Source organism: Loktanella sp. S4079 (assembly GCF_000967725.1).
Lineage (GTDB): Bacteria > Pseudomonadota > Alphaproteobacteria > Rhodobacterales > Rhodobacteraceae > Yoonia.
In genome coordinates this window covers 210673-231651 of record NZ_JXYE01000002.1, presented here as the reverse complement: position 1 = coordinate 231651, position 20979 = coordinate 210673, and the positions used below count along the sequence as shown (strand labels likewise).

At 54.9% G+C, this 20979-nt stretch carries 19 protein-coding genes; 9 read left to right on the top strand and 10 right to left on the bottom strand.

Annotation, left to right across the window (positions count from 1 at the left end; all coding sequences use genetic code 11):
• Window positions 1-20 precede the first annotated feature (20 nt).
• Window positions 21-491, top strand: coding sequence for a DUF4174 domain-containing protein (locus TW80_RS02215; protein ID WP_045995734.1), 471 nt, complete (start codon window positions 21-23; stop codon window positions 489-491).
• A 4-nt stretch (window positions 492-495) separates the two neighbouring features.
• Here the strand turns inward: TW80_RS02215 and TW80_RS02210 are convergent, their stop codons facing one another.
• From TW80_RS02210 to TW80_RS02195, 4 genes are all read right to left on the bottom strand, one after another.
• The gene (locus TW80_RS02210; RefSeq protein ID WP_045995733.1) at window positions 496-2493 is read right to left on the bottom strand and encodes an acetyl-CoA carboxylase biotin carboxylase subunit; all 1998 of its coding nucleotides are present in this window, start codon (window positions 2491-2493) and stop codon (window positions 496-498) included.
• Between the two features lie 96 nt (window positions 2494-2589).
• Window positions 2590-2796: a hypothetical protein gene (locus TW80_RS02205; RefSeq protein WP_045995732.1), complete on the bottom strand. Its 207-nt coding sequence runs from the start codon at window positions 2794-2796 to the stop codon at window positions 2590-2592.
• Between the two features lie 343 nt (window positions 2797-3139).
• A complete protein-coding gene (locus TW80_RS02200; RefSeq protein WP_204218483.1) occupies window positions 3140-3487 on the bottom strand; it encodes a hypothetical protein in 348 nt (115 codons plus the stop codon).
• A gap of 73 nt (window positions 3488-3560) precedes the next feature.
• The gene (locus tag TW80_RS02195) at window positions 3561-5084 is read right to left on the bottom strand and encodes an acyl-CoA carboxylase subunit beta (protein ID WP_045995730.1); all 1524 of its coding nucleotides are present in this window, start codon (window positions 5082-5084) and stop codon (window positions 3561-3563) included.
• A gap of 194 nt (window positions 5085-5278) precedes the next feature.
• On the opposite strand from TW80_RS02195, the gene TW80_RS02190 reads away from it, so the two are divergent.
• The 3 genes from TW80_RS02190 to TW80_RS02180 are packed head-to-tail and all read left to right on the top strand — an operon-like array spanning window position 5279 to window position 8431.
• Window positions 5279-6490: a multidrug effflux MFS transporter gene (locus TW80_RS02190; protein WP_045995729.1), complete on the top strand. Its 1212-nt coding sequence runs from the start codon at window positions 5279-5281 to the stop codon at window positions 6488-6490.
• Window positions 6491-6542: 52 nt separating this feature from the next.
• Window positions 6543-7943 carry a helix-turn-helix domain-containing protein gene (locus TW80_RS02185; protein ID WP_045995728.1) on the top strand — a complete coding sequence of 467 codons (1401 nt, stop codon included), beginning with the start codon at window positions 6543-6545 and terminating at the stop codon, window positions 7941-7943.
• Window positions 7944-7969: 26 nt separating this feature from the next.
• Window positions 7970-8431, top strand: coding sequence for a CoxG family protein (locus tag TW80_RS02180; RefSeq protein ID WP_045995727.1), 462 nt, complete (start codon window positions 7970-7972; stop codon window positions 8429-8431).
• Between the two features lie 4 nt (window positions 8432-8435).
• Here the strand turns inward: TW80_RS02180 and TW80_RS02175 are convergent, their stop codons facing one another.
• The 5 genes from TW80_RS02175 to betI are packed head-to-tail and all read right to left on the bottom strand — an operon-like array spanning window position 8436 to window position 14377.
• Window positions 8436-9083: a thermonuclease family protein gene (locus tag TW80_RS02175; protein ID WP_045996949.1), complete on the bottom strand. Its 648-nt coding sequence runs from the start codon at window positions 9081-9083 to the stop codon at window positions 8436-8438.
• Window positions 9084-9138: 55 nt separating this feature from the next.
• Window positions 9139-10797: a choline dehydrogenase gene (gene betA, locus TW80_RS02170; protein WP_045995726.1), complete on the bottom strand. Its 1659-nt coding sequence runs from the start codon at window positions 10795-10797 to the stop codon at window positions 9139-9141.
• Window positions 10797-12248 carry a betaine-aldehyde dehydrogenase gene (betB, locus tag TW80_RS02165; protein WP_045995725.1) on the bottom strand — a complete coding sequence of 484 codons (1452 nt, stop codon included), beginning with the start codon at window positions 12246-12248 and terminating at the stop codon, window positions 10797-10799. The genes betA and betB overlap by 1 nt, the downstream gene beginning before the upstream one ends.
• A 42-nt stretch (window positions 12249-12290) precedes the next feature.
• Window positions 12291-13799 (bottom strand): choline-sulfatase, encoded by a 1509-nt coding sequence (betC, locus tag TW80_RS02160; RefSeq protein ID WP_045995724.1) that lies wholly within the window; start codon window positions 13797-13799, stop codon window positions 12291-12293.
• On the bottom strand, window positions 13796-14377 hold the full coding sequence (gene betI / locus TW80_RS02155) for a choline-binding transcriptional repressor BetI (RefSeq protein ID WP_045995723.1): 582 nt from the start codon (window positions 14375-14377) through the stop codon (window positions 13796-13798). Before betI ends, betC begins: the two co-directional genes overlap by 4 nt.
• Window positions 14378-14468: 91 nt before the next feature.
• On the opposite strand from betI, the gene choX reads away from it, so the two are divergent.
• From choX to choV, 3 genes are read left to right on the top strand one after another with little or no spacing between them, the layout of a single operon-like run.
• Window positions 14469-15392, top strand: a complete 924-nt coding sequence (gene choX / locus TW80_RS02150; RefSeq protein WP_045995722.1) for a choline ABC transporter substrate-binding protein — start codon at window positions 14469-14471, stop codon at window positions 15390-15392.
• 58 nt (window positions 15393-15450) lie between these two features.
• On the top strand, window positions 15451-16281 hold the full coding sequence (choW, locus tag TW80_RS02145) for a choline ABC transporter permease subunit (protein WP_045995721.1): 831 nt from the start codon (window positions 15451-15453) through the stop codon (window positions 16279-16281).
• Complete coding sequence (choV, locus tag TW80_RS02140; protein ID WP_045995720.1) at window positions 16278-17297, top strand: choline ABC transporter ATP-binding protein; 1020 nt, start codon at window positions 16278-16280, stop codon at window positions 17295-17297. The genes choW and choV overlap by 4 nt, the downstream gene beginning before the upstream one ends.
• Before the next feature lie 15 nt (window positions 17298-17312).
• Here the strand turns inward: choV and TW80_RS02135 are convergent, their stop codons facing one another.
• Window positions 17313-18215 (bottom strand): DMT family transporter, encoded by a 903-nt coding sequence (locus TW80_RS02135; RefSeq protein ID WP_045995719.1) that lies wholly within the window; start codon window positions 18213-18215, stop codon window positions 17313-17315.
• Between the two features lie 106 nt (window positions 18216-18321).
• On the opposite strand from TW80_RS02135, the gene TW80_RS02130 reads away from it, so the two are divergent.
• Both TW80_RS02130 and TW80_RS02125 read left to right on the top strand, forming a co-directional pair.
• Window positions 18322-19137: a TIGR00282 family metallophosphoesterase gene (locus tag TW80_RS02130; protein ID WP_045995718.1), complete on the top strand. Its 816-nt coding sequence runs from the start codon at window positions 18322-18324 to the stop codon at window positions 19135-19137.
• Between the two features lie 48 nt (window positions 19138-19185).
• Window positions 19186-20967 (top strand): SLC13 family permease, encoded by a 1782-nt coding sequence (locus TW80_RS02125; protein WP_045995717.1) that lies wholly within the window; start codon window positions 19186-19188, stop codon window positions 20965-20967.
• Window positions 20968-20979 lie beyond the last annotated feature (12 nt).

Sequence of the window (20979 nt, the reverse complement as noted above, 5' to 3'; positions counted from 1 at the left end):
GCACCGCTATATCTAATGTTATGAAGTTACTAACGCGCATCGGCTTAGCGATCTTGGTCGCCATATGCGGCCAGCTTTCAGCGGCCCAAGAACAATCTGTTCTCGAACGGTGGGAAACGGATCGTTCCCAAATTTTTGATGCGGCAGAGGTCAATCTTGCCGATTTACAGTGGCTTGCCCGACCGTTGATCGTCTTTGCCGACAGCCCAAACGACCCGCGTTTTCGGCAACAGCTTGACCTCATTGCTGATGGTCTTGAAGATCTTGCGGAACGTGATGTCATTTTGATAACCGATACGTCGCCGGACGCACGTAGCGCCGTGCGCACGACGTTGCGGCCACGCGGATATTCGATGGTATTGCTCGGCAAAGATGGGCGGGTTGCATTACGCAAACCAAGCCCGTGGATGGTTCGCGAGATTTCCCGCTCGATCGACAAAATGCCCCTGCGCCAGCAAGAGATCGAAGATCGCCGCTTGCTCGCGCAGTAAGTCATTACTCGAATTCCATGATCACATCATCAACGGCAAGGCTGTCACCGGCAGATGCGTTGATCTTTTTGACCACACCTTTCTTTTCGGCGCGTAGGATGTTTTCCATCTTCATCGCCTCGACGGTGCATAGCGCCTGCCCCTCTTGGACCTCGTCGCCCTCGGAGACATCGACTTTTACGATCAAGCCGGGCATCGGGCAGAGCAAGAATTTCGACGTATCCGGCGGCAATTTTTCTGGCATCAGTTTTGCGAGTTCCGCCTGACGCGGGGTTCGAACATGAACCTTCAAATCCGCTCCGCGATAGCGCAGACGGAAGCCGCCCGAAACCTTGCCAACCTTCATGACCAAAGGCGCACCATCAACCATTATCTCAGCAAGTGGATTGCCCGGTGTCCAGTCGCTTTCTATACGAAGGGTCTTGCCAGCGATTGTCACGTTGGACCCGTCATGGTCCGCGTCAATCGTGACGTCATATTCTTGGCCTTGCAGTGTGACGACCCAGCTTTCACCCACGTGTCGTTCATGATTGCCCATGCGGCCAGAAATGCGCGTCCGGCGAATTTCACCAACCCTGTGCATTGCGGCTGCGGCAGCTGCAATTTGCTCTAGCGCCGCGTCGCCTAGCGTGACCCCATCAAATCCATCCGGGTATTCTTCAGCGATAAACGCTGTTGTCATATCACCAGATACGAATTTCGGGTGATCCATCACGGCTGCCACGAATGGCAGATTGTGCCCGATGCCTTCGACCTCAAAACTATCGAGCGCGTGGCGCATGGTTTCAATCGCCTCTGCGCGGGTTGGACCCCATGTACACAGCTTGGCAATCATCGGATCGTAATACATGCTGATTTCACCGCCTTCATAGACGCCAGTATCGTTGCGTACGTTTCCGTCACCAAGCGCGCCTTCGGCTGGTGGCCGATACCGTGTGAGGCGGCCAATAGAGGGCAAGAAATTGCGATATGGGTCTTCGGCGTAAAGCCGGTTTTCGATGGCCCAACCGTTGATCTTTACATCATCTTGGGTGATCGACAGTGGCTCACCATTGGCGACACGGATCATCTGTTCGACCAGATCAACACCTGTGATCAGTTCAGTTACCGGGTGTTCCACCTGCAAACGGGTGTTCATTTCGAGGAAATAGAAATTGCGGTCACCATCGACGATGAATTCAACCGTACCCGCACTCGTGTAGCCAACCGCCTTGGCCAAAGCGACAGACTGATCGCCCATGGCTTTGCGCGTCGCCTCATCTAGGAATGGGCTTGGCGCCTCTTCTACAACCTTTTGGTTTCGGCGCTGAATCGAACATTCGCGTTCGTTCAAATAGATGCCGTTGCCATGCGCATCGCAGAGCACCTGAATCTCGATATGACGCGGCTGAGTGACGAATTTTTCAATGAAAATCCGGTCGTCACCAAAGCTGTTTGCCGCCTCGTTTTTCGACGATTGAAACCCTTCGCGGGCCTCTTCGTCGTTCCAAGCGATACGCATGCCTTTGCCACCGCCACCGGCAGAGGCTTTGATCATCACCGGATACCCGACCTCATTCGAGATCCTCACCGCTTCTTCGGCGTCTTCGATCAGGCCCATATATCCGGGAACGGTGGAAACGCCCGCCTCTTGCGCGATTTTCTTTGAGGTGATCTTGTCACCCATTGCCTCGATTGCGCCCTTTGGTGGCCCGACAAAAGCGATGCCAGCCGCCTCGAGGGCTTCGGCAAATTTGGGGTTTTCTGACAAAAAGCCATAACCGGGATGAACCGCTTGTGCGCCAGTTTGTTTAATCGCGTCCATCACTTTGTCGATGACGATATAGGACTGGTTTGCAGGGGGCGGCCCGATATGCACCGCCTCATCCGCCATTTTGACGTGCAAGGCGTTTTTATCCGCGTCCGAATAGATCGCGACCGTTTTGATCCCCATCTTCTGTGCGGTTTTCATCACCCGGCAGGCGATCTCACCACGGTTCGCAATCAAGATTTTTTCGAACATTATTCTCCGTCCCCCAAACACAAAATCGCCGCCGAGGCGGACCCCGAGCGGCGATTCATTTGATTTAGACGCGCCGAAAGAGCGCGCGTTTGTGTATTACTTACAACCGTTGATCCCGGCGTCATCGCACAGCACGCCAACAGCTGCGCCAGCGATTGCTGTACCGGTTGGATCTGTGCCCAGCACTTCAGCCGCGACAAGACCGCCTGCCGCGCCTGCAACGCCGCGTTCAACGTCACCCTCAAGGCAACCTGAAAGTCCAAAGATCGCCACAGTGGCAAGAATGATAGATGTCTTTTGCATAGTGATCTGCCCTTTAAATATGTGTTTGCGGGCCCAGAATTGGCCTTAACCGCAGGCAAATCAATAGACACAGTTGCGTGATATTCAATAACAGACGCATTTCCGCCGATCTGATCACGCAATTGTGGTGCTGGTTCGCCCAGTGAGGAGGCAAACCAGCCAAGAGTTGGGTCAGGATATTGAGGAACTCTTTTATCGGTCGTCGCAAAATTGACGAACCTGTCGAAGGTTGTGCAAGACAAGCTGGCAACTTGATACTCACTTGTTGTGCCCCCCCATAAATGGGGAGATATTCGCATTTTCAGCGAAGCGCACGACATATGATGATCAAGGCCTGCCATGACTATTTTCCAAACACCTCTGGAAAGCTGACTTCTGCTACGGCGACGTCAATGCGCAGCATTGCCTCATAATCAGCAGGATCAAAGGGATCTTCGGCGGGGATCACCTCGCGACCAAACAACCAGCTTAGGCGCCCGGCATCCAAATTGCCGCGCACGAATGGTTCTTCGCCGAAATGTTCCCACAGCGCCTGCATAAATCCTGCGTCAGCCCGTTTATCGGGCGGCCTGCGATCTGGATAGCGGACACGCTCTGTGATTTCGGTCGCACCATTCTTGTTGGCACGACGCAGCACGAATTGATAATCCGTACCGGGCAAGCGCCCAGGAAAGCCGCGATGTTTATCCATATATGGCAGCGCCATTGTTGTTCCCTTTCGATGTGATCTTTGCTGCGTGCATTAACCACGCAGCGCCACAATATCACAGCGGAATGTTGTCGTGTTTTTTCCAAGGGTTTTGCAGCTTCTTGCTACGCAAGCTGGCAAAGGCCCTGCAGACGCGTTTGCGTGTCGAATGCGGCATGATCACCTCATCGATAAAGCCCTTTTCGGCTGCAACGAATGGATTAGCAAAGCGGTCCTCGTATTCCTTTGTACGCTCGGCAATTTCCTCGGGGGATTTGCCACGGTGGATGATTTCTGTCGCACCTTTTGCCCCCATCACGGCGATCTCAGCCGTTGGCCATGCGTAGTTGAAATCACCGCGCAGGTGTTTCGACGCCATCACATCATAGGCACCGCCGTATGCTTTGCGTGTGATCACTGTCACTTTGGGTACGGTGGCCTCACCATAAGCAAAGAGCAATTTCGCCCCATGCTTGATCACGCCACCGTACTCTTGTGATGTACCAGGGAGGAAACCGGGCACGTCAACCAATGTCAGAATCGGGATTTCAAAGGCATCGCAGAACCGCACAAAACGCGCAGCCTTGCGCGAACTGTCGATATCAAGGCAGCCAGCAAGGACCATCGGCTGGTTGGCAACCACGCCAACGGTCGATCCTTCGAGCCGGATAAAGCCAGTCAGGATATTCTTGGCGAACTCTTCCTGTATTTCATAAAAATCACCCTCATCGGCCAGCTTATGGATCAGCTCTTTCATATCATAGGGTGCGTTTGGATTGTCGGGGATCAACGTATCAAGGCTGTCTTCGATCCGGGCAACATCATCAAAGAACGGGCGTACTGGCGGCTTTTCTCTGTTGTTCAGCGGCAGGAAATCGACCAGACGGCGCACCTCGGCCAAGGCTTCGACATCGTTTTCAAAGGCACCGTCAGCCACACTGGATTTTTTCGTATGGGTCGAAGCACCGCCGAGCTCTTCGGCAGTGACGACTTCGTTCGTGACGGTTTTCACAACGTCGGGACCCGTCACAAACATGTAGCTGCTGTCTTTGACCATAAAGATAAAGTCGGTCATCGCAGGGCTATAAACCGCCCCACCCGCACATGGCCCCATGATCACGCTGATTTGCGGCACGACACCAGAAGCCATGATATTGCGCTGGAAAACCTCAGCGTATCCCGCAAGTGACGCAACGCCTTCTTGGATACGTGCACCACCAGAATCGTTGATCCCGATGACGGGCGCACCGTTCTGGACCGCCATATCCATGATTTTGCAAATCTTCTGCGCATGCGTTTCAGAGAGCGACCCACCGAATACAGTAAAGTCTTGGCTAAACACATAAACCATGCGCCCGTTGATGGTTCCCCACCCGGTGACAACCCCGTCACCCGCTGGGCGATCTGCATCCATGCCGAAATCTGTGCAGCGATGGGCGACGAACATGTCGAACTCTTCGAACGACCCCTCATCCAACAGCAGTTCGATCCGCTCGCGTGCGGTCAGTTTACCTTTGCTATGCTGCGCGGCGATCCGGCGCTCACCGCCACCCAAACGCGCCACATCGCGCCGATTTTCGAGCTCTTGTAAAACGTCCATTTGATCGCCCCCTCATCTAGTCGATACTCATCCATATCCTTTGTTTGGAATTTTCCGAAGCGGGAATGCGAATATTTGCAAATAAATGACTTTTCTAATTCTAAAATTTGCAAATATGCAAACTTTGCCCTTTTGATCAAAAATTTAACCCCACCCCAATAGACTTCACCATGACGCGAACCTAACTCTTAGCAATGAACAATTTACCGTTGATCCGATTTGGGGATCGCAGCACTCCGCCGCACATCATTACGCTCGTCCTGATTACAGGGATGTCCGCGCTTAGCATGTCAATTTTCTTGCCATCGCTCGCCAAGATGACTGCGTATTTCGAAACCGATTATGCCATCATGCAAATCGCCCTTTCGGGGTATCTCGCCACAACGGCCATCATACAGGTCTTTATTGGGCCGATTTCTGATCGGTTCGGCCGACGGATTATGATTATGGGTGCGCTCAGCATCTTTGTGATCGCCTCCATTGGGGCGGTTTTTGCGACTTCTGTTGGGATGTTCCTGTTTTTTCGGATTATGCAAGCCGCGGTTGCCACCTCCATTGCACTCAGCCGTGCAATCGTGCGTGATATCGTTTCCCAAGAACAGGCCGCATCCATGATGGGCTATGTCACGATGGGAACGGCGCTGGTCCCGATGTTTGGCCCGATGATTGGGGGACTGCTGGAACAAACCTTTGATTGGCACGCGACATTCGTATTCCTGGCCCTCGCGGGCGCTGCGACGCTCGCTCTCGTTTTCTTTGACCTCGGCGAAACCGTCGCCCCCGGCGGGGTAAGCTTTGGCGACCAACTCAAGGGATACCCGGAACTGCTGCGCTCTCCTCGGTTCTGGGGTTACGCATTGTGTAGCGCATTTTCATCGGGTGCATTCTTTGCCTTGCTTGGCGGCGCATCCTTTGTCGGCAGTACCATCTTTGGCCTCTCTCCAATGTGGAGCGGCATTGCACTCGGCACCCCCGCCATTGGCTATGCGGTGGGGAATTTCATCTCTGGGCGCTACGCGATCCGTTTCGGCATCAACAGAATGGCGCTTTTTGGCACATCGCTCACAATCGTTGGGCTTGGGATCTCTGCGATTTTGACGTTCAGCGGTATTTCGCACCCACTAAATTTCTTTGGGTTCTGCATCTTTCTAGGACTTGGGAATGGGATCGTTCTGCCGAATGTCATGGCCGGATCAATTTCGGTTCGCCCACATTTGGCGGGCACGGCCAGCGGGCTGAGTGGCGCGATCATGATTGGCGGCGGCGCGGCCCTTTCCCAGCTTGCAGGCGGCATCCTGACAGAGGACACCGGAACGATGCCGCTTCAGCTATTGATGGTTGGCACCTGCATTTTATCGCTGCTTTCAGTCCTCTTTGTCGTTTGGCGCGATAGCAAGATCACTTGACCGGCCATTTGCATTAGCTAATTTAGGTTAGCAAACTTGCAAAGGTAGCCAGATGGCCGTTCAAAAGCTCTATGCGGGCGCAAAGCTGCGCGAACTACGTGGTCGGCTATCGCTCACCCAAAAGGATTTCGCGCAGAAACTAGGCGTATCCCTGCCCTATCTAAACCAGATGGAGAATAACAATCGGCCGGTTTCGACAGCCGTGGTGTTGGGATTAGCGCAAGAGTTTGGGTTTGACGTGACCGAACTACAGGCGGGCGACGAAGCGCGCCTTGTAAGCGATATGCGCGAAGCAATGGCGGACCCTGTTCTGACAGGTGCTGCGCCCGCATTGGCAGATCTGCGCCTCGTCGCGGCCAATGCCCCGGCGATTGCACGTGCGTTTCTTGACCTGCACACTGCCTATCGGCAAACGCATGAAAGACTTGCCTCTCTGGACGAGGCATTGGGCCGCGAAGATGCCCGTCTTCAGCCCAGCTCATGGGAAGAGGTCCGAGATTTCTTTCATTATTGTGACAACTACATTGATGCCGTTGACCGCAGCGCGGAACGACTGGCAGGACAGCGCCGACCAGACGAAACAGTGCAACAAGCCTTGCATCGCGCGTTTCAGGCACAGGATGTGCGTGTGGTATTTGTCGATACCCCGACAATTCGCCACTATGACGCGGCCCAAAAGACCCTGACGATTTCGCGTGATGCGCATCCGGCAACGCAGAATTTCCAGATGCTTTTGCAACTTGCGCTACTGACCCAAGGAAAGTTGCTGGATGCGACGCTTGACCTCGCCCGGTTTCAATCGCCAGAGGCGCGGAACATCGCCCGGATTGGGTTGGCGAACTATTTCGCTGGAGCGGCATTGATGCCCTATGAACAATTTCTTGAAACCGCGCAACGAGAGCGCCACGATCTTGAGGTACTTGCAACCAAATTCGGCGCGTCGATTGAACAGGTGGCGCATCGGCTATCGACACTACAGCGCCCGGGCGCAAAGGGCATTCCGTTCTTTTTCGTGCGTGTTGATCAGGCGGGAACGATCACCAAGCGCCACTCCGCGACGACCCTACAGTTTGCACGTTTTGGCGGAGCCTGCCCGCTGTGGAACATGCATCAGGCGTTTGAAACACCCGGCCAATTTTTGCGCCAACTAGCCGAAACGCCGGACGGCGCCCGGTATTTCTGTCTCGCCCGCGATGTGAGTAAATCAGGCGGTTCATACCACGCACCCACACGACGCTATGCGATTGGATTGGGCTGTGAAGTCCGCCATGCGCCCGCATTAGTATATGCCGATCATATGGATATCGCTGCGGCTGATGCTTACGCGCCAATTGGTATCTCGTGTCGTATTTGCGAACGCCGCAACTGCCACCAAAGGTCGGTTCCGCCCCTAGAGCGCCAATTGCGTGTGGACCCTGACACGCGCGGCGTTTTACCTTATCAGCTTGATTAAGCATCACCCTCAGACATGGACACGACATGGAACTTACTGGCACGCGCATGATCACGGCCGACCCACAGACGGTTTGGAACCACCTTAACAATGCCGAGACTTTGCAGGCCTGCATTCCCGGCTGCCAAGAACTGAGCGGGACCGCTGAAGAAGGCTTCGCCGCTACAGTCAAACAAAAGGTCGGCCCTGTGTCGGCGACCTTTAAGGGGGAAGTTAAGCTCGAAAATCTGAATGCGCCGCACAGCTATTCGCTTGTCGGTGAAGGAAAAGGCGGCGTTGCAGGGTTTGCCAAGGGGCGCGCGGATGTGACCCTGACCGAAGTGCCCGAAGGAACAGAACTATCCTATTCCGTTGACGCCAAAGTTGGCGGTAAGCTCGCACAGCTTGGTAATCGTTTCATCGGCGGCTTCGCGAAAAAGATGACTGACCAGTTCTTTGAGAACTTTCAAAACATCGTCGAAGATAATTCGAGCGAAAGCCAGTCGTAACGGGCTAGCGCCGTGCGGCGCGCCAGCCTGCAGCTTCGGCCTCGGCACGTGTGCAGAACCATCGCTCGCCATTGCGGGTGTTAATGCTGGTGCGATCATAGTGTTCGTTTCCCGGCACGTGATAGATGCGCCCTGACGACGAAATGTTACCCTTGATCACGCATGTACCCGCTGGGGCATTACGTGCGGCAGTCTGTTCCGCGCGGTAGTCATCGGGGCGCTGCACCTCGACCGCCCACAACCCGCGCCGTGCGATGGCAGCAGATTTTTCCTGCAAATCATAGTCGGATGAATAGGTCCGAAACGCCCATGCTAAACCGGATTCGACAATCTGCCCGCCCATGTCAGTACCATCCACGGAGCAAACCGCGACAACCCGATCATAGCGATCGCGGTCGATCTGCCTGCAATCCGCGTGGCGACCTTCAAAGTACGTCGCGACGGCATCACGCGCCCAAGCACCACAATCCCAAGTCGTCTGACTGCGCGAGCACGGTTGACCCATTTCAGGCGCGTCGATTCCGAATAGACGCACCCGAACCCCGCCCACATCAATCGTGTCCGCGTCGATCACGCGGATCGCACCACTGGGTGCCGCAACTGCCGGCGCAGCGCAAAGAGCAAGAATAAGAAGAAACCAATACCGGAGCATGCCGGCTAAGTAATTGTTAACATCGCCCCCAATCAAGGGACGATGTTAATAAAGGTTAACGCTGTGACGTTTCCCAGTTTGGGTTGATCCACGGCTCATCATTCACGGGCGGCAACGGATTGCGTTGCAGAATGTGATCCGACACTTTTTCGCCGACCATGATCGACGGAGCGTTTAGATTGCCGTTGGTAATCCGCGGGAAGATCGAGCTATCAGCAAGCCGCAGACCTTCGACCCCGATCACGCGGGCCTCTGGATCAACGACAGCCATTGGATCATCGACCGCGCCCATTTTGCATGTCCCGCATGGGTGATAGGCGCTCTCGGCGTGTTCACGGATAAAGTTGTCCAGTTCTTCGTCAGACTGCGCGGCTTCACCCGGCTGGATTTCATGACCGCGATATTCGTCGAATGCGGCCTGACCGAAAATTTCGCGGGTCAGGCGGATGCACTTGCGGAAATCTTCCCAATCGGAAGGGTCGGACATATAGTTGAACTCAATCTTCGGATTATCGTTCGGATCGCTAGAGCGCAGCGTGACCTGCCCACGTGATTTTGATCGCATCGGGCCAACATGCGCCTGAAATCCGTGCCCTTCTGGTGCGACTTTACCATCGTAACTGACAGCAATCGGCAAGAAGTGGAACTGGATATCAGGGTAATCAACGCCCTTGTCAGAGCGAATAAACCCAGCGCTTTCAAACTGGTTGGATGATCCCAGACCGGTTTTCCAAAGCAACCATTCCAGCCCGATCTTGGCCTTGCCGCGTAAGTTCCAATAGGAAAACAGCGTGACAGGTTTGGTCGCGGCTTGTTGGATGTAAAGTTCAAGGTGGTCTTGCAAGTTTTGCCCCACACCGGGGCGATCTGCGACGACTTCGATACCATGTTCAGCCAGGTGATCAGCCGGGCCAATGCCCGACAGCATCAACAGCTTTGGCGAATTCAGAGAAGAGGCGGCCACGATGACTTCGACATTTGCCTTGATCACTTCGATCTTACTGCCGCGACTAATTTCAACACCGATCGCGCGTCCGTTTTCGATGACGATACGCCGGGCAAAGGCACGGGTGATATTGCAGTTGGGGCGCTTTAGCGCGGGGCGCAAATATGCGCTCGCGGCGGACCAACGGTGCCCTTTATAGATGGTCGCGTCAAAGGGGCCAAAGCCCTCTTGTTGCTGACCGTTATAGTCGCCAGTGACAGGGTAACCCGCCTGCTCGCCCGCTTTGACAAACGCGCGGGTCAGCGGGTTTTTGCGTGGCCCACGTGTAACGTGAAGCGGGCCATCGTTGCCGCGCCATGCAGGATCACCACCATGACCACCATCGTGCCAATGCTCCATTCGTTTGAAATAGGGCAGTACATCGGCATACGACCAACCCTGCGCGCCGCTCTCGGCCCAGTGGTCAAAGTCGCGCGCGTGACCGCGTACATAGATCATCCCGTTGATCGAAGACGATCCACCGATCACCTTGCCACGCGGCGTCACCAGAACACGACCACCCAAATGTGGTTCAGGTTCGGTTTTCAGCCCCCAATCGTACATTTTCATATTCATCGGATAGGAAAGCGCGGCAGGCATCTGAATAAACGGCCCGCGATCCGACCCGCCGTGTTCGATGACCAGCACCTGTTTGCCCGCCTCGGCCAGACGATAGGCCATTGCACATCCAGCCGAACCGGCCCCAACGATTACATAATCTGCTTGCATTAGAACGGTGCCTCGACTTCGCCCATGGCCACGTAAACGCCCTTGATTTGGCTATAATGTTCAATCGCAGCTTTTGAGTTTTCGCGCCCTACGCCCGACATTTTAGAGCCGCCAAACGGTGCTTCGACCGGGGCAAGGTTATAGGTGTTGATGTAGCATGTGCCTGCCTCGAACCCGGCAGCCATGCGGTGCGCACGTGTCAGATCGGCGGTGAACACACCAGCAGCCAGACCGAATTCGGTGTCGTTGGCGCGGGCCAGCACTTCTGCCTCGTCATCAAAATCAAGCACGGCCATGACCGGGCCGAAAATCTCTTCGCGAGCGATTGTCATATTGTCGGTCACATCAGCAAAGACGGTTGCCTCGATGAAATAGCCGTCACCCTCAACGCGTTTGCCACCGGTTACCAGTGTGGCACCTTCGTCGATACCTTTGGCGATGTAACCTTCGACGATATCACGCTGGCGCTCTGACACCATGGGGCCAAAGTTCACCTCTGGGTCTTGGGGGTCGCCGATTCTAATCCCCGCAAGCCGTTCGGTCAGGCGTTTCAAAAACGCATCCTTGATACCTTTTTGCACGAACACGCGCGTCCCGTTGGAACAGACCTGACCTGTGGAATAGAAATTTCCAAGGATCGCCCCTGACACCGCCTTTTCCAGATCGGCATCATCAAAGATAACCAACGGAGATTTGCCGCCCAATTCCATCGTCACGTGGCGCATGCCCTCGGCAGCGGCGGCGTAAACCTTGCGTCCTGTAGGAACTGAACCAGTCAGAGATACCTTATCAACGCGCGGATCGCTGATAAGCGAAGCGCCCACTGCGCCGTAACCTTGGATCACGTTGAAGACGCCAGCAGGCGCACCTGCCTCGACCAGAATTTCCGCGACTTTCAACGCGCAAAGCGGGGTCATCTCTGAGGGTTTGAATACCATCGCATTGCCGCATGCCAGCGCAGGTGCGGCCTTCCAACAGGCGATTTGTGTGGGGTAGTTCCACGCACCGATCCCAACGCAAACACCCAAAGGTTCACGACGGGTATAGACGAAATCCTCGCCCATCTGAATATGCTCGCCTGTGATGCTGGCCGCCAGACCACCGAAATACTCTAGCGCGTCGGCACCTGATGTGGCGTCGGCGACGGATGTTTCTTGATAGGGTTTACCTGTGTCATAGGTTTCGAGCACTGAAAGTTCATGGTTGCGCTCGCGCATGATGTCAGCAGCCTTGCGCAAAACGCGGCCACGTTCAGTCGCCGTCCAGCCCGCCCATTCTTTTTGGGCGCGTTTCGCAGATGCCAAGGCCTTTTCCACGATGGCGGGCGTTGCGGCATAGAGCGTTGCAATCTTCTTGCCCGTAGCGGGATAGATCACATCGATCTTTTCGCCTGTGGTGTCTTCGATATAGGCGCCATCGACAAAATGGCTGGCGGTGGGTTGTGTGGTCATGGCAGGTGCCTCCGGCGGGAGTATTTCAAACAAAGCGAGGGATTATTCACCACGCGGGAAGCGTTGGTTTTCCTCAAGAACATTTAGATCCATGTGGTTACGCATGTAGCGCTCGGATGCTTTTTGCAGCGGCTGGTAGTCCCATGGATAATAGCCGCCTTCGCGCAGGGCCTCGTAAACGACCCAGCGGCAGGCTTGGGAGTGGCGCACATCGGCGTCGAATTTAGCCAAATCCCAACGTGCTTCGGATTTGGCGCGCAGTTGAGTAAGTGTGCCTTGGTGTGCGGGGGTATCAGCAAGGTTGGTTAGCTCGTGCGGGTCGGCATCCATATCAAAGAGCTGATCAGGGTCGAGCGCACAGCGATTATATTTCCACTTGCCATAGCGCAGTGAAACGAGCGGCGCGTATGATCCTTCGGCGGCGTATTCGATAGCAACAGGTGTATCGCGTTCGCCCCCCTGCCCCAAATGCACGAGGCTTTCACCTGAGGTCCACGGCATGACTTCGGACATATCAACGCCCGCTAGCTCACAAAGTGTTGGGGTCACGTCAATGGTGCTGACAGGGGTTTCGACCAATCCCGGCTGCATATCTGGGCTGGCGATCATCAGTGGAACACGGGCAGAGCCGTCAAAGAACGACATCTTGAACCACATGCCGCGTTCACCCAGCATATCGCCGTGATCCGAGACAAACATGATCGTCGCTTCTTGGCGCGTATCCGTGAGCGTTTGCAGGATTTCCCCGATCTTATCGTCGAGATAGCTGATGTTCGCAAAGTAAGCCTGACGCGCACGCCGAATGTGTTCTGGCGTGATCTCAAAATTCTTAGCATCCATCGCATCATAGAGCCGTTGTGAATGCGGATCGAGGTCATCATACGGGATTTCGGGCACGACCGGATCAAGGTGTTCGCAGTCGTTATAGAGATCCCAGTATTTTTTACGCGCGACATAAGGATCATGTGGATGCGTAAAGCTAACCGTCAGACACCAAGGGCGCGCATCATGCCCGCGTGACAAGTCATAGAGCTTGCGGGTGGCGTTGTAGGCAACCTCGTCATCATATTCCATCTGGTTGCTGATTTCAGCAACACCCGCACCGGTGACTGACCCCATGTTGTGATACCACCAGTCAATGCGTTCACCGGGTTTGCGGTAATCAGGCGTCCAGCCGAAATCAGCCGGATAGATGTCGGTTGTCAGGCGCTCTTCGAAGCCGTGGAGCTGGTCGGGGCCAACAAAGTGCATCTTGCCCGAAAGACAGGTTTGATAGCCCGCCCGACGCAAGTGGTGCGCATAGGTTGGAATGCTTGACGTAAATTCTGCTGCGTTGTCATAGACACCATTTCGGCTGGGCAATTGCCCAGACATAAACGCAGCACGCGCCGGCGCACAAAGGGGCGACCCGGTGTAGCTATTCTTAAAGCGCGTTGAGCGCGCCGCCAAAGCCTTGAGATTGGGGGCGTGTAGCCAGTCTGCCGGACCATCCTGAAACAGTATGCCGTTCAACTGGTCGACCATAAGGATCAAAATATTGGGTTTGCTCATGTATGCCCCTCTAGTTCGGCGTCAAGCAGCGCGAAAACATGTTCGGTTGCAGAGGTGCCGTCACCCCCGCTTTGGTTCAGCCCACGATGCAGATAGAGCCCATCGATCAAACCGGCGATTCGTTGCGCCGCACCGTCAGCGGCATCGCCGACCAACGGACGCAAATCGTGAACGAGGTTACTATGTAGGCGCTTATGGTAAATTGTGAGCAAGCGCCGCGCCGCATCGCTGGATTGGGCCAATACGTAAAAGTTCAACCACGCCGCAATCACCTCACGTCGAAAGTTCGACGTGGTAAAGCCTGCGCGGATAATTGCCTGCAATCGCGACTTATGACCGTCCGCCATCGCAAGTGCACCACGCACCTCTGCGCCGTAAAGTGTTAAGATATGGCGCATTGCCGCCAAGAATATCTGATCCTTGCCACCAAAATAGTGATGCGCCAAAGCAGACGACATGCCCGCACGCTTAGCGATACGGCTAACTGTCACATCTAATGTGCCCGCAGCACCGATTTCATCAATCGTTGCTTTCACCAGCGCCGCGCGCCGGATAGGTTCCATCCCAAGCTTTGGCATCTAATTCTCACTGTGAGGTTGCCAAAGCAGACTAGATTGTTCTTTATTGACTCGTCAATCAAGAAAAAGATCCAAAACTGGGAGCTATGAAATGAAACTCAAATCCACTTTGTCCGTACTGGCGATTTGCGCCGCGGCCCCTGCACTGGCGGATTGCGACACTGTGCGTTTCTCCGACGTCGGTTGGACCGATATCACAGCAACGACTGCTGCGACCTCTATCGTTCTCGAAGCATTGGGCTATGAGACAACAACAGACATCCTGTCTGTTCCTGTCACTTACGCGTCAATGGCCGGAGGCGACATCGATGTGTTCTTGGGCAACTGGATGCCAACAATGGAAGGCGACATCGCGACATACCGCGAAGCTGGTACAGTCGACACAGTGCGCACAAACCTTGAAGGCGCGAAATACACGCTGGCGACAAACGCAGCTGGTGTTGCGGCTGGCATCACTGATTTCGCATCTATCGCCCAAGCCAAAGACGCGCTGGACGGCAACATCTACGGCATCGAAGCCGGTAACGACGGTAACCGTCTGATCATGGACATGATCGACGCGAACGCATTTGGCCTTGAAGGTTTCGAAGTTGTCGAAAGCTCTGAGCAAGGCATGTTGGCACAGGTTGAGCGCGCAAACGACCGCGACGAGCCTGTTGTATTCTTGGGCTGGGAACCACACCCAATGAACGCCAACTATGAAATGACTTACCTGCCTGGTGGCGATGATTACTTTGGCCCCGACCTTGGCGGTGCAATCGTAGCGACCAACACACGTGCTGGCTACGTCACAGAGTGTCCAAACACAGGTAAGCTGCTGGAAAACCTCGTTTTCACACTCGCTATGGAAAACGAAATCATGGGCGCGATCCTGAACGACAACGTTGACCCAGAAGATGCAGCCAAAGCGTGGCTGGCTGGTAACGCCGACACATGGACACCATGGTTGGACGGCGTAACCACCAAAGACGGTGGCGACGCAGTTGCCGCAGTAACAGCTGCACTGGCTGAATAAGAACAGATCAGGGGGTCGCGAACTGTGGCCCCCTTTTCATGACGGCAAAGGGACAATGATGGACTGGCTCACAGAACATAAAATACCAGTCGGAGACTGGGCTGAGACGATCGTGGATTGGCTCAAGACCTACGGGCGCGCATTCTTTGATACACTCAGCGACGGGTTAGACTGGATGATCGACGGGATTGTCTGGTGCCTACAAACACCGCCGATGTTCGTGATCATCGCCTTGTTTATCGCGCTGACATGGGTGCTTCAGCGTTCGTGGAAGATTTGCGTACTTGTGTTTTTGTGCCTGCTTTTCGTCGTCAACCAAGGCTATTGGGAAGAAACCACTGACAGCCTCGCGCTGGTGTTGTCGTCTTGCGTAGTGTGTATGGGCTTGGGCGTGCCATTGGGCATTTTCTTTGCGCATCGGCCAAAGCTATATCAAACATTTAGCCCGATCCTGGACCTGATGCAGACATTGCCCGCATTTGTATATCTGATCCCGGCCATCGTATTTTTCGGACTTGGGATGGTGCCGGGCCTATTTGCGACGGTGATCTTTGTGCTGCCGGCCCCTATTCGCCTGACTTACCTAGGCGTTTCGAATACGCCCACGCAGTTGCTTGAAGCCGCTGAATCTTTTGGTGCGACACCATCGCAGCGCTTGTGGAAGGTGGAACTGCCATATGCATTTCCGCAAATCATGGCAGGCCTCAATCAGGTCATCATGCTGTCGCTATCAATGGTCGTGATCTCGGCCTATGTCGGCGCAAACGGATTGGGTAAACCCGTCGTTCAAGCGCTTGGTCGCAACGACCCGAGCCTTGGATTTGAATCTGGTTTCGTCATTGTGGCCGTTGCGATCATGTTGGACCGCATGTTGAGAGTAAGCAAATGAGCGCTGTAGAATTTGATAACGTTTCAATCGTCTTTGGGAATAAACCTCTTTCGGCGTTGCCATTGATGGACAAGGGGCAAGAGCGCGAAGAAATCCGCGCCGCGACCGATCAAATCCTTGGCGTGCACAACTGTTCATTGACCGTAGAAGAAGGTGAAATCCTTGTGCTGATGGGCCTGTCTGGCTCTGGCAAATCGACGCTACTCAGGTCGGTTAATGGATTGAACCCGGTCGTGCGCGGGGATGTACGGATCAAGACGAAAAACGGAATGGCTTCGGTAACCAATGCCGACAAAAAGACATTGCGCGATTTGCGTTTGCACGACGTCGCGATGGTCTTTCAACAGTTCGGGTTACTGCCGTGGCGCAGTGTACGTGACAATGTTGGGCTCGGGTTAGAACTGGCAGGGATGGACAAAACCGCCCGCAACGCCCGCGTCATCGAAGAACTGGAACTTGTCGGTCTTGCCGACCGTGCGGATGCGCTGGTTGGCGAGCTATCCGGTGGGATGCAGCAGCGTGTTGGCTTGGCACGGGCCTTTGCCACTGATGCGCCGATTTTGCTAATGGATGAACCGTTTTCAGCGCTTGACCCGTTGATCAGAACCAAACTGCAAGACGAGCTTTTGGATCTGCAAGCGAAACGCAACCGCACCATTATTTTCGTCAGCCATGACTTGGACGAAGCGTTCAAGATCGGCAATCGTATCGCAATCATGGAAGGCGGCCGGATCGTGCAGTGCGGTACGCCGCGCGATATCTTTACCAACCCGGTAAACGACTATGTCGCAGAGTTTGTGGCTCATATGAACCCGCTAGGTGTGCTGACTGCTCGCGATGTAATGACTGACGGTGAGTGTGACGGCCCCGCCATCGACGTTGAAACTCCGGTCAGCGAAATCATTGCGCAGATCGAAACGTCCACATGGCAAGTCACCCAAGATGGGGCACCTGTTGGTCAGGTCACCCAAGCCTCGCTTTTGTCGCGCCTCGCACCAAACGCAACGCAAGCTTAATCAAGCTACCGCCAGTCACACTTTCGTCGCTGTGACTGGCGGAGTAATTTCGCGGCGCGCCACCGCCTCGCGCCAGGTGATAAAGCTGACAGACGCCATAATCACCATGCCGCCGAAAATCACCCAAGCATCGACGCCCTCACCAAAAACCACTGCCCCCAAGAGCACTGCCCAAACGAGCTGCAAAAAGGTCACCGGCTGCGTTACGGTCAGCGGCGCCGCGGCAAAGGCCAGCGTCATGGTGTAATGTCCAGCCGTTGCAAAACAAGCGACCAGAAACAGCCAACCCAATTGCGGTAGCGTTGGTGTGACCCATACGGCCAAAGCCGCTGGCGCAAGCCCGATTGTCACCGTCACCGACAACATCCCCACGACGACTGGTGCAGATACCTCACCCGACAGCTGTTTCGCAATCAGATACCCGATGGCAAAACAAATCGCGGTGCCCAGCATTGCAAGGTGCCCCAACTCAACGGCTTTGACACCGGGGCGCAAAATGATCAGCGCACCGATCAACGCAATTCCGACGGCAGCCAAACGGCGCGGTGGGAGTTTCTCGCCCAAAAACAACGCGGCCCCAATCGAAACGTAGATCGGGGACAGATAATTCATTGCGGTGACTTCGGCGATGGGGATACGCGCCATTGCGAAGAACCACAAAATCACTGCGACCGTGTGTACCACCCCGCGCACAGCAAAGAGCCCGACCTGCCGCTTGGTCAGATGCGCATCCCAGATCGGTTTGATCATTGGGATCAGAAAAACAACACCCAACAAATAGCGCAAGAACGCCGCCTGCGCCGCCGGAACCCCATTGCCTACATGTTTGACGACTGCGGTGACCCCAACAAACATCAAGCCTGTCACGACCATCCATCCAACGCCCACAATCGGGCGCGATTGATTTTGATTTGCCATGGGCAAGTGGTGGCAGCCCAATCACAGATTGGCAATACGGGGCAGCGATGATTTTTAGCTAAAAATCATCTGGTAGAACCCGCAAATGCAGCATAACAACAGTTCCATGAAAATAATGTTTCTTGGCGATGTCATGGGCCGTGCAGGCCGCACCGCAATCATCAATCAGCTTCCGCGCCTGCGCACGGAATGGAAGCTGGATTTTGTTGTCGTGAATGGCGAAAATTCCACATCAGGTATGGGGCTATCGGGCGATCACGCCAAGCTGTTGCTTGATGCTGGCGCTGATGTGGTGACCCTTGGTGATCACGCGTTTGATCAAAAGGATATGCTCACCTTTATCGAGAGCGAGCCACGCGTCATCCGCCCTATGAATTTCTCAAAATCCGCCCCGGGTGTTGGCGCACGGATTTTTAATGCGCCCGGTGGGCGTAAGGTGCTGGTCGCGCAGGTGCTGGGACAGGTCTTTATGAAGCGGCCATTTGACGATCCGTTTTCCGCCCTAGACGGGTTACTGCGGCAATACCCAATGGGCGGCCAAGTCCACGCGAGCCTGATTGATGTCCATTGCGAGGCAACTTCAGAGAAAATGGCAATGGGGCATTTTTGCGATGGCCGCGCGAGCATAGTGGTCGGAACGCACACCCATGTTCCCACAGGGGATGCCATGATCTTGCCCGGTGGCACGGCCTATCTAACAGACGCAGGCATGTGCGGTGATTACAATTCGGTCATTGGCATGGACAAGGTCGAACCCCTGCGTCGCTTCATCACCGGCATGCCCAAAGCACGCTTTACCCCAGCCAACGAAGAAGCAACATTATCAGGAATTTACGTCGAAACAGACGACCGCACGGGCAAAGCAACACGCATAGAAATGGTGCGCCAAGGTGGGCGACTGTCCCAGTCTGGCCCAGCCTAACTGTGCAAATGCTTGCCCTTTTGCGCGCGCTCCGCATAACTGTAGATCATGGATCAATTCTTTAATCTGACGCAGACTCAATCCGCCCTTCTGACAATGTGTGTTGTCGTCGGGATGTTCCTGATGTTCCTACGCGAAGCCTATCCAACCGAGGTTGTCGCGCTTATCGGGGTGTCTGTTTTATTGGTCTCTGGTGTGTTGCCATACGAAGACGCTGTGGCGGTCTTGGCGAACCCTGCCCCGTGGACCATTGCGGCCATGTTCATCATTGTTGGCGCACTGGTGCGGACAGGCGCGCTGAATGCGATGACACAAGTCGTGGAGAAACAGGCCAAGATTAGCCCTGCTCGCGCGATTGGGGGCAGTCTGCTCTTCGTGGCAATTGCCAGCGCGATTATGAATAACACGCCGCTTGTTGTCGTCATGATCCCTGTGTTTGTACAATTATCAAGGACCCTTGGGACCTCTGCGTCCAAGCTCTTGATCCCGCTGAGTTATGCCGCAATTGTCGGCGGTACGATGACCTTGCTCGGGACTTCGACCAACCTTTTGGTGGATGGTGTCGCGCGTTCTTCGGGAATGCAACCATTTGGAATTATAGAAATTCTGCCTGTCGGCGTGATTGTTGTCAGCTGGACATTTGCCTATCTCTATTTTGTTGGGCCGCGGCTTTTGCCCGACCGGACAAGCATGGCGAATATGTTGTCTGACCGCTCCAAGATGCGCTTTTTCTCAGAGGCCGTTATCCCCCCGGACAGCAACCTAATCGGGCGCGATGTGACTGGCGTGCAGCTATTCAAGCGCGAGGGAGTGCGCTTGATCGATGTGATCCGTGGTGATGAATCGTTGCGACGCAAGCTCAAGGACGTGCAGCTGCAAGTCGGTGACCGCGTGGTTCTACGGACAGCCATGACCGAGTTGCTGTCGCTACAGGCGACCAAGGATCTGCGTCGTGTTGATCAAGTTTCCGCCGTTGAAACCACCACGGTCGAGGTTCTCATCACGCCGAACTGTCGGATGGTTGGGCGCAGGCTGGGCTCAATGCGCCTGCGCCGCCGCTATGCGGTCTATACGCTGGCGGTTCACCGCCGGGACACGAACCTGAGCCAGCAGATGGAAGATATGGTCGTTCGGGTTGGTGATACCCTCTTGCTCGAGGGCGCGCCTGCCGACATTCAACGACTTGCCGAAGATATGAACCTTGGCGATGTGTCAAAGCCATCCCAACGCGCATATCGCCGGGCGCATGCCCCGCTGGCGATCGGCGTATTGCTTGCGGTGGTCATCCTTGCGGCGATGGGTGTCGCGCCTATTTTGCTCTTGGCCATGCTCGGGGTGACTGCAGTGCTCGCCACGGGGTGCATTGATGCGGAAGAGGCCTTTGCCTCGATTGATGGACGACTACTTGCGCTGATTTTCGCAATGCTTGGCGTCGGTTCTGCTCTCGAATCTTCGGGTGCCGTTTCATTGATCGCCGATACGCTGTCGCCGGTTATGCTGGTCTTGCCACCATTTTTTGTTGTGCTTGCCGTCTATGCGCTGTCGTCGACCCTGACCGAATTGGTGTCCAACAATGCTGTTGCAGTTGTTATGACGCCAATCGCGATTGGATTGGCAAGCGCGCTTGGCGTCGATCCACGTCCTTTGGTTGTGGCCGTCATGATTGCCGCCAGCGCCAGCTTTGCCACGCCTATTGGTTATCAGACGAATACGTTGGTCTATGGTCCGGGCGGTTATAAATTCGCCGACTTCCTTAAATTCGGCATCCCGCTGAATCTTACTCTGGCGCCGATCGTTTCGTTCGCCATTCCGTATTTCTGGCCCTTGTAAGCAAGGGTTGCG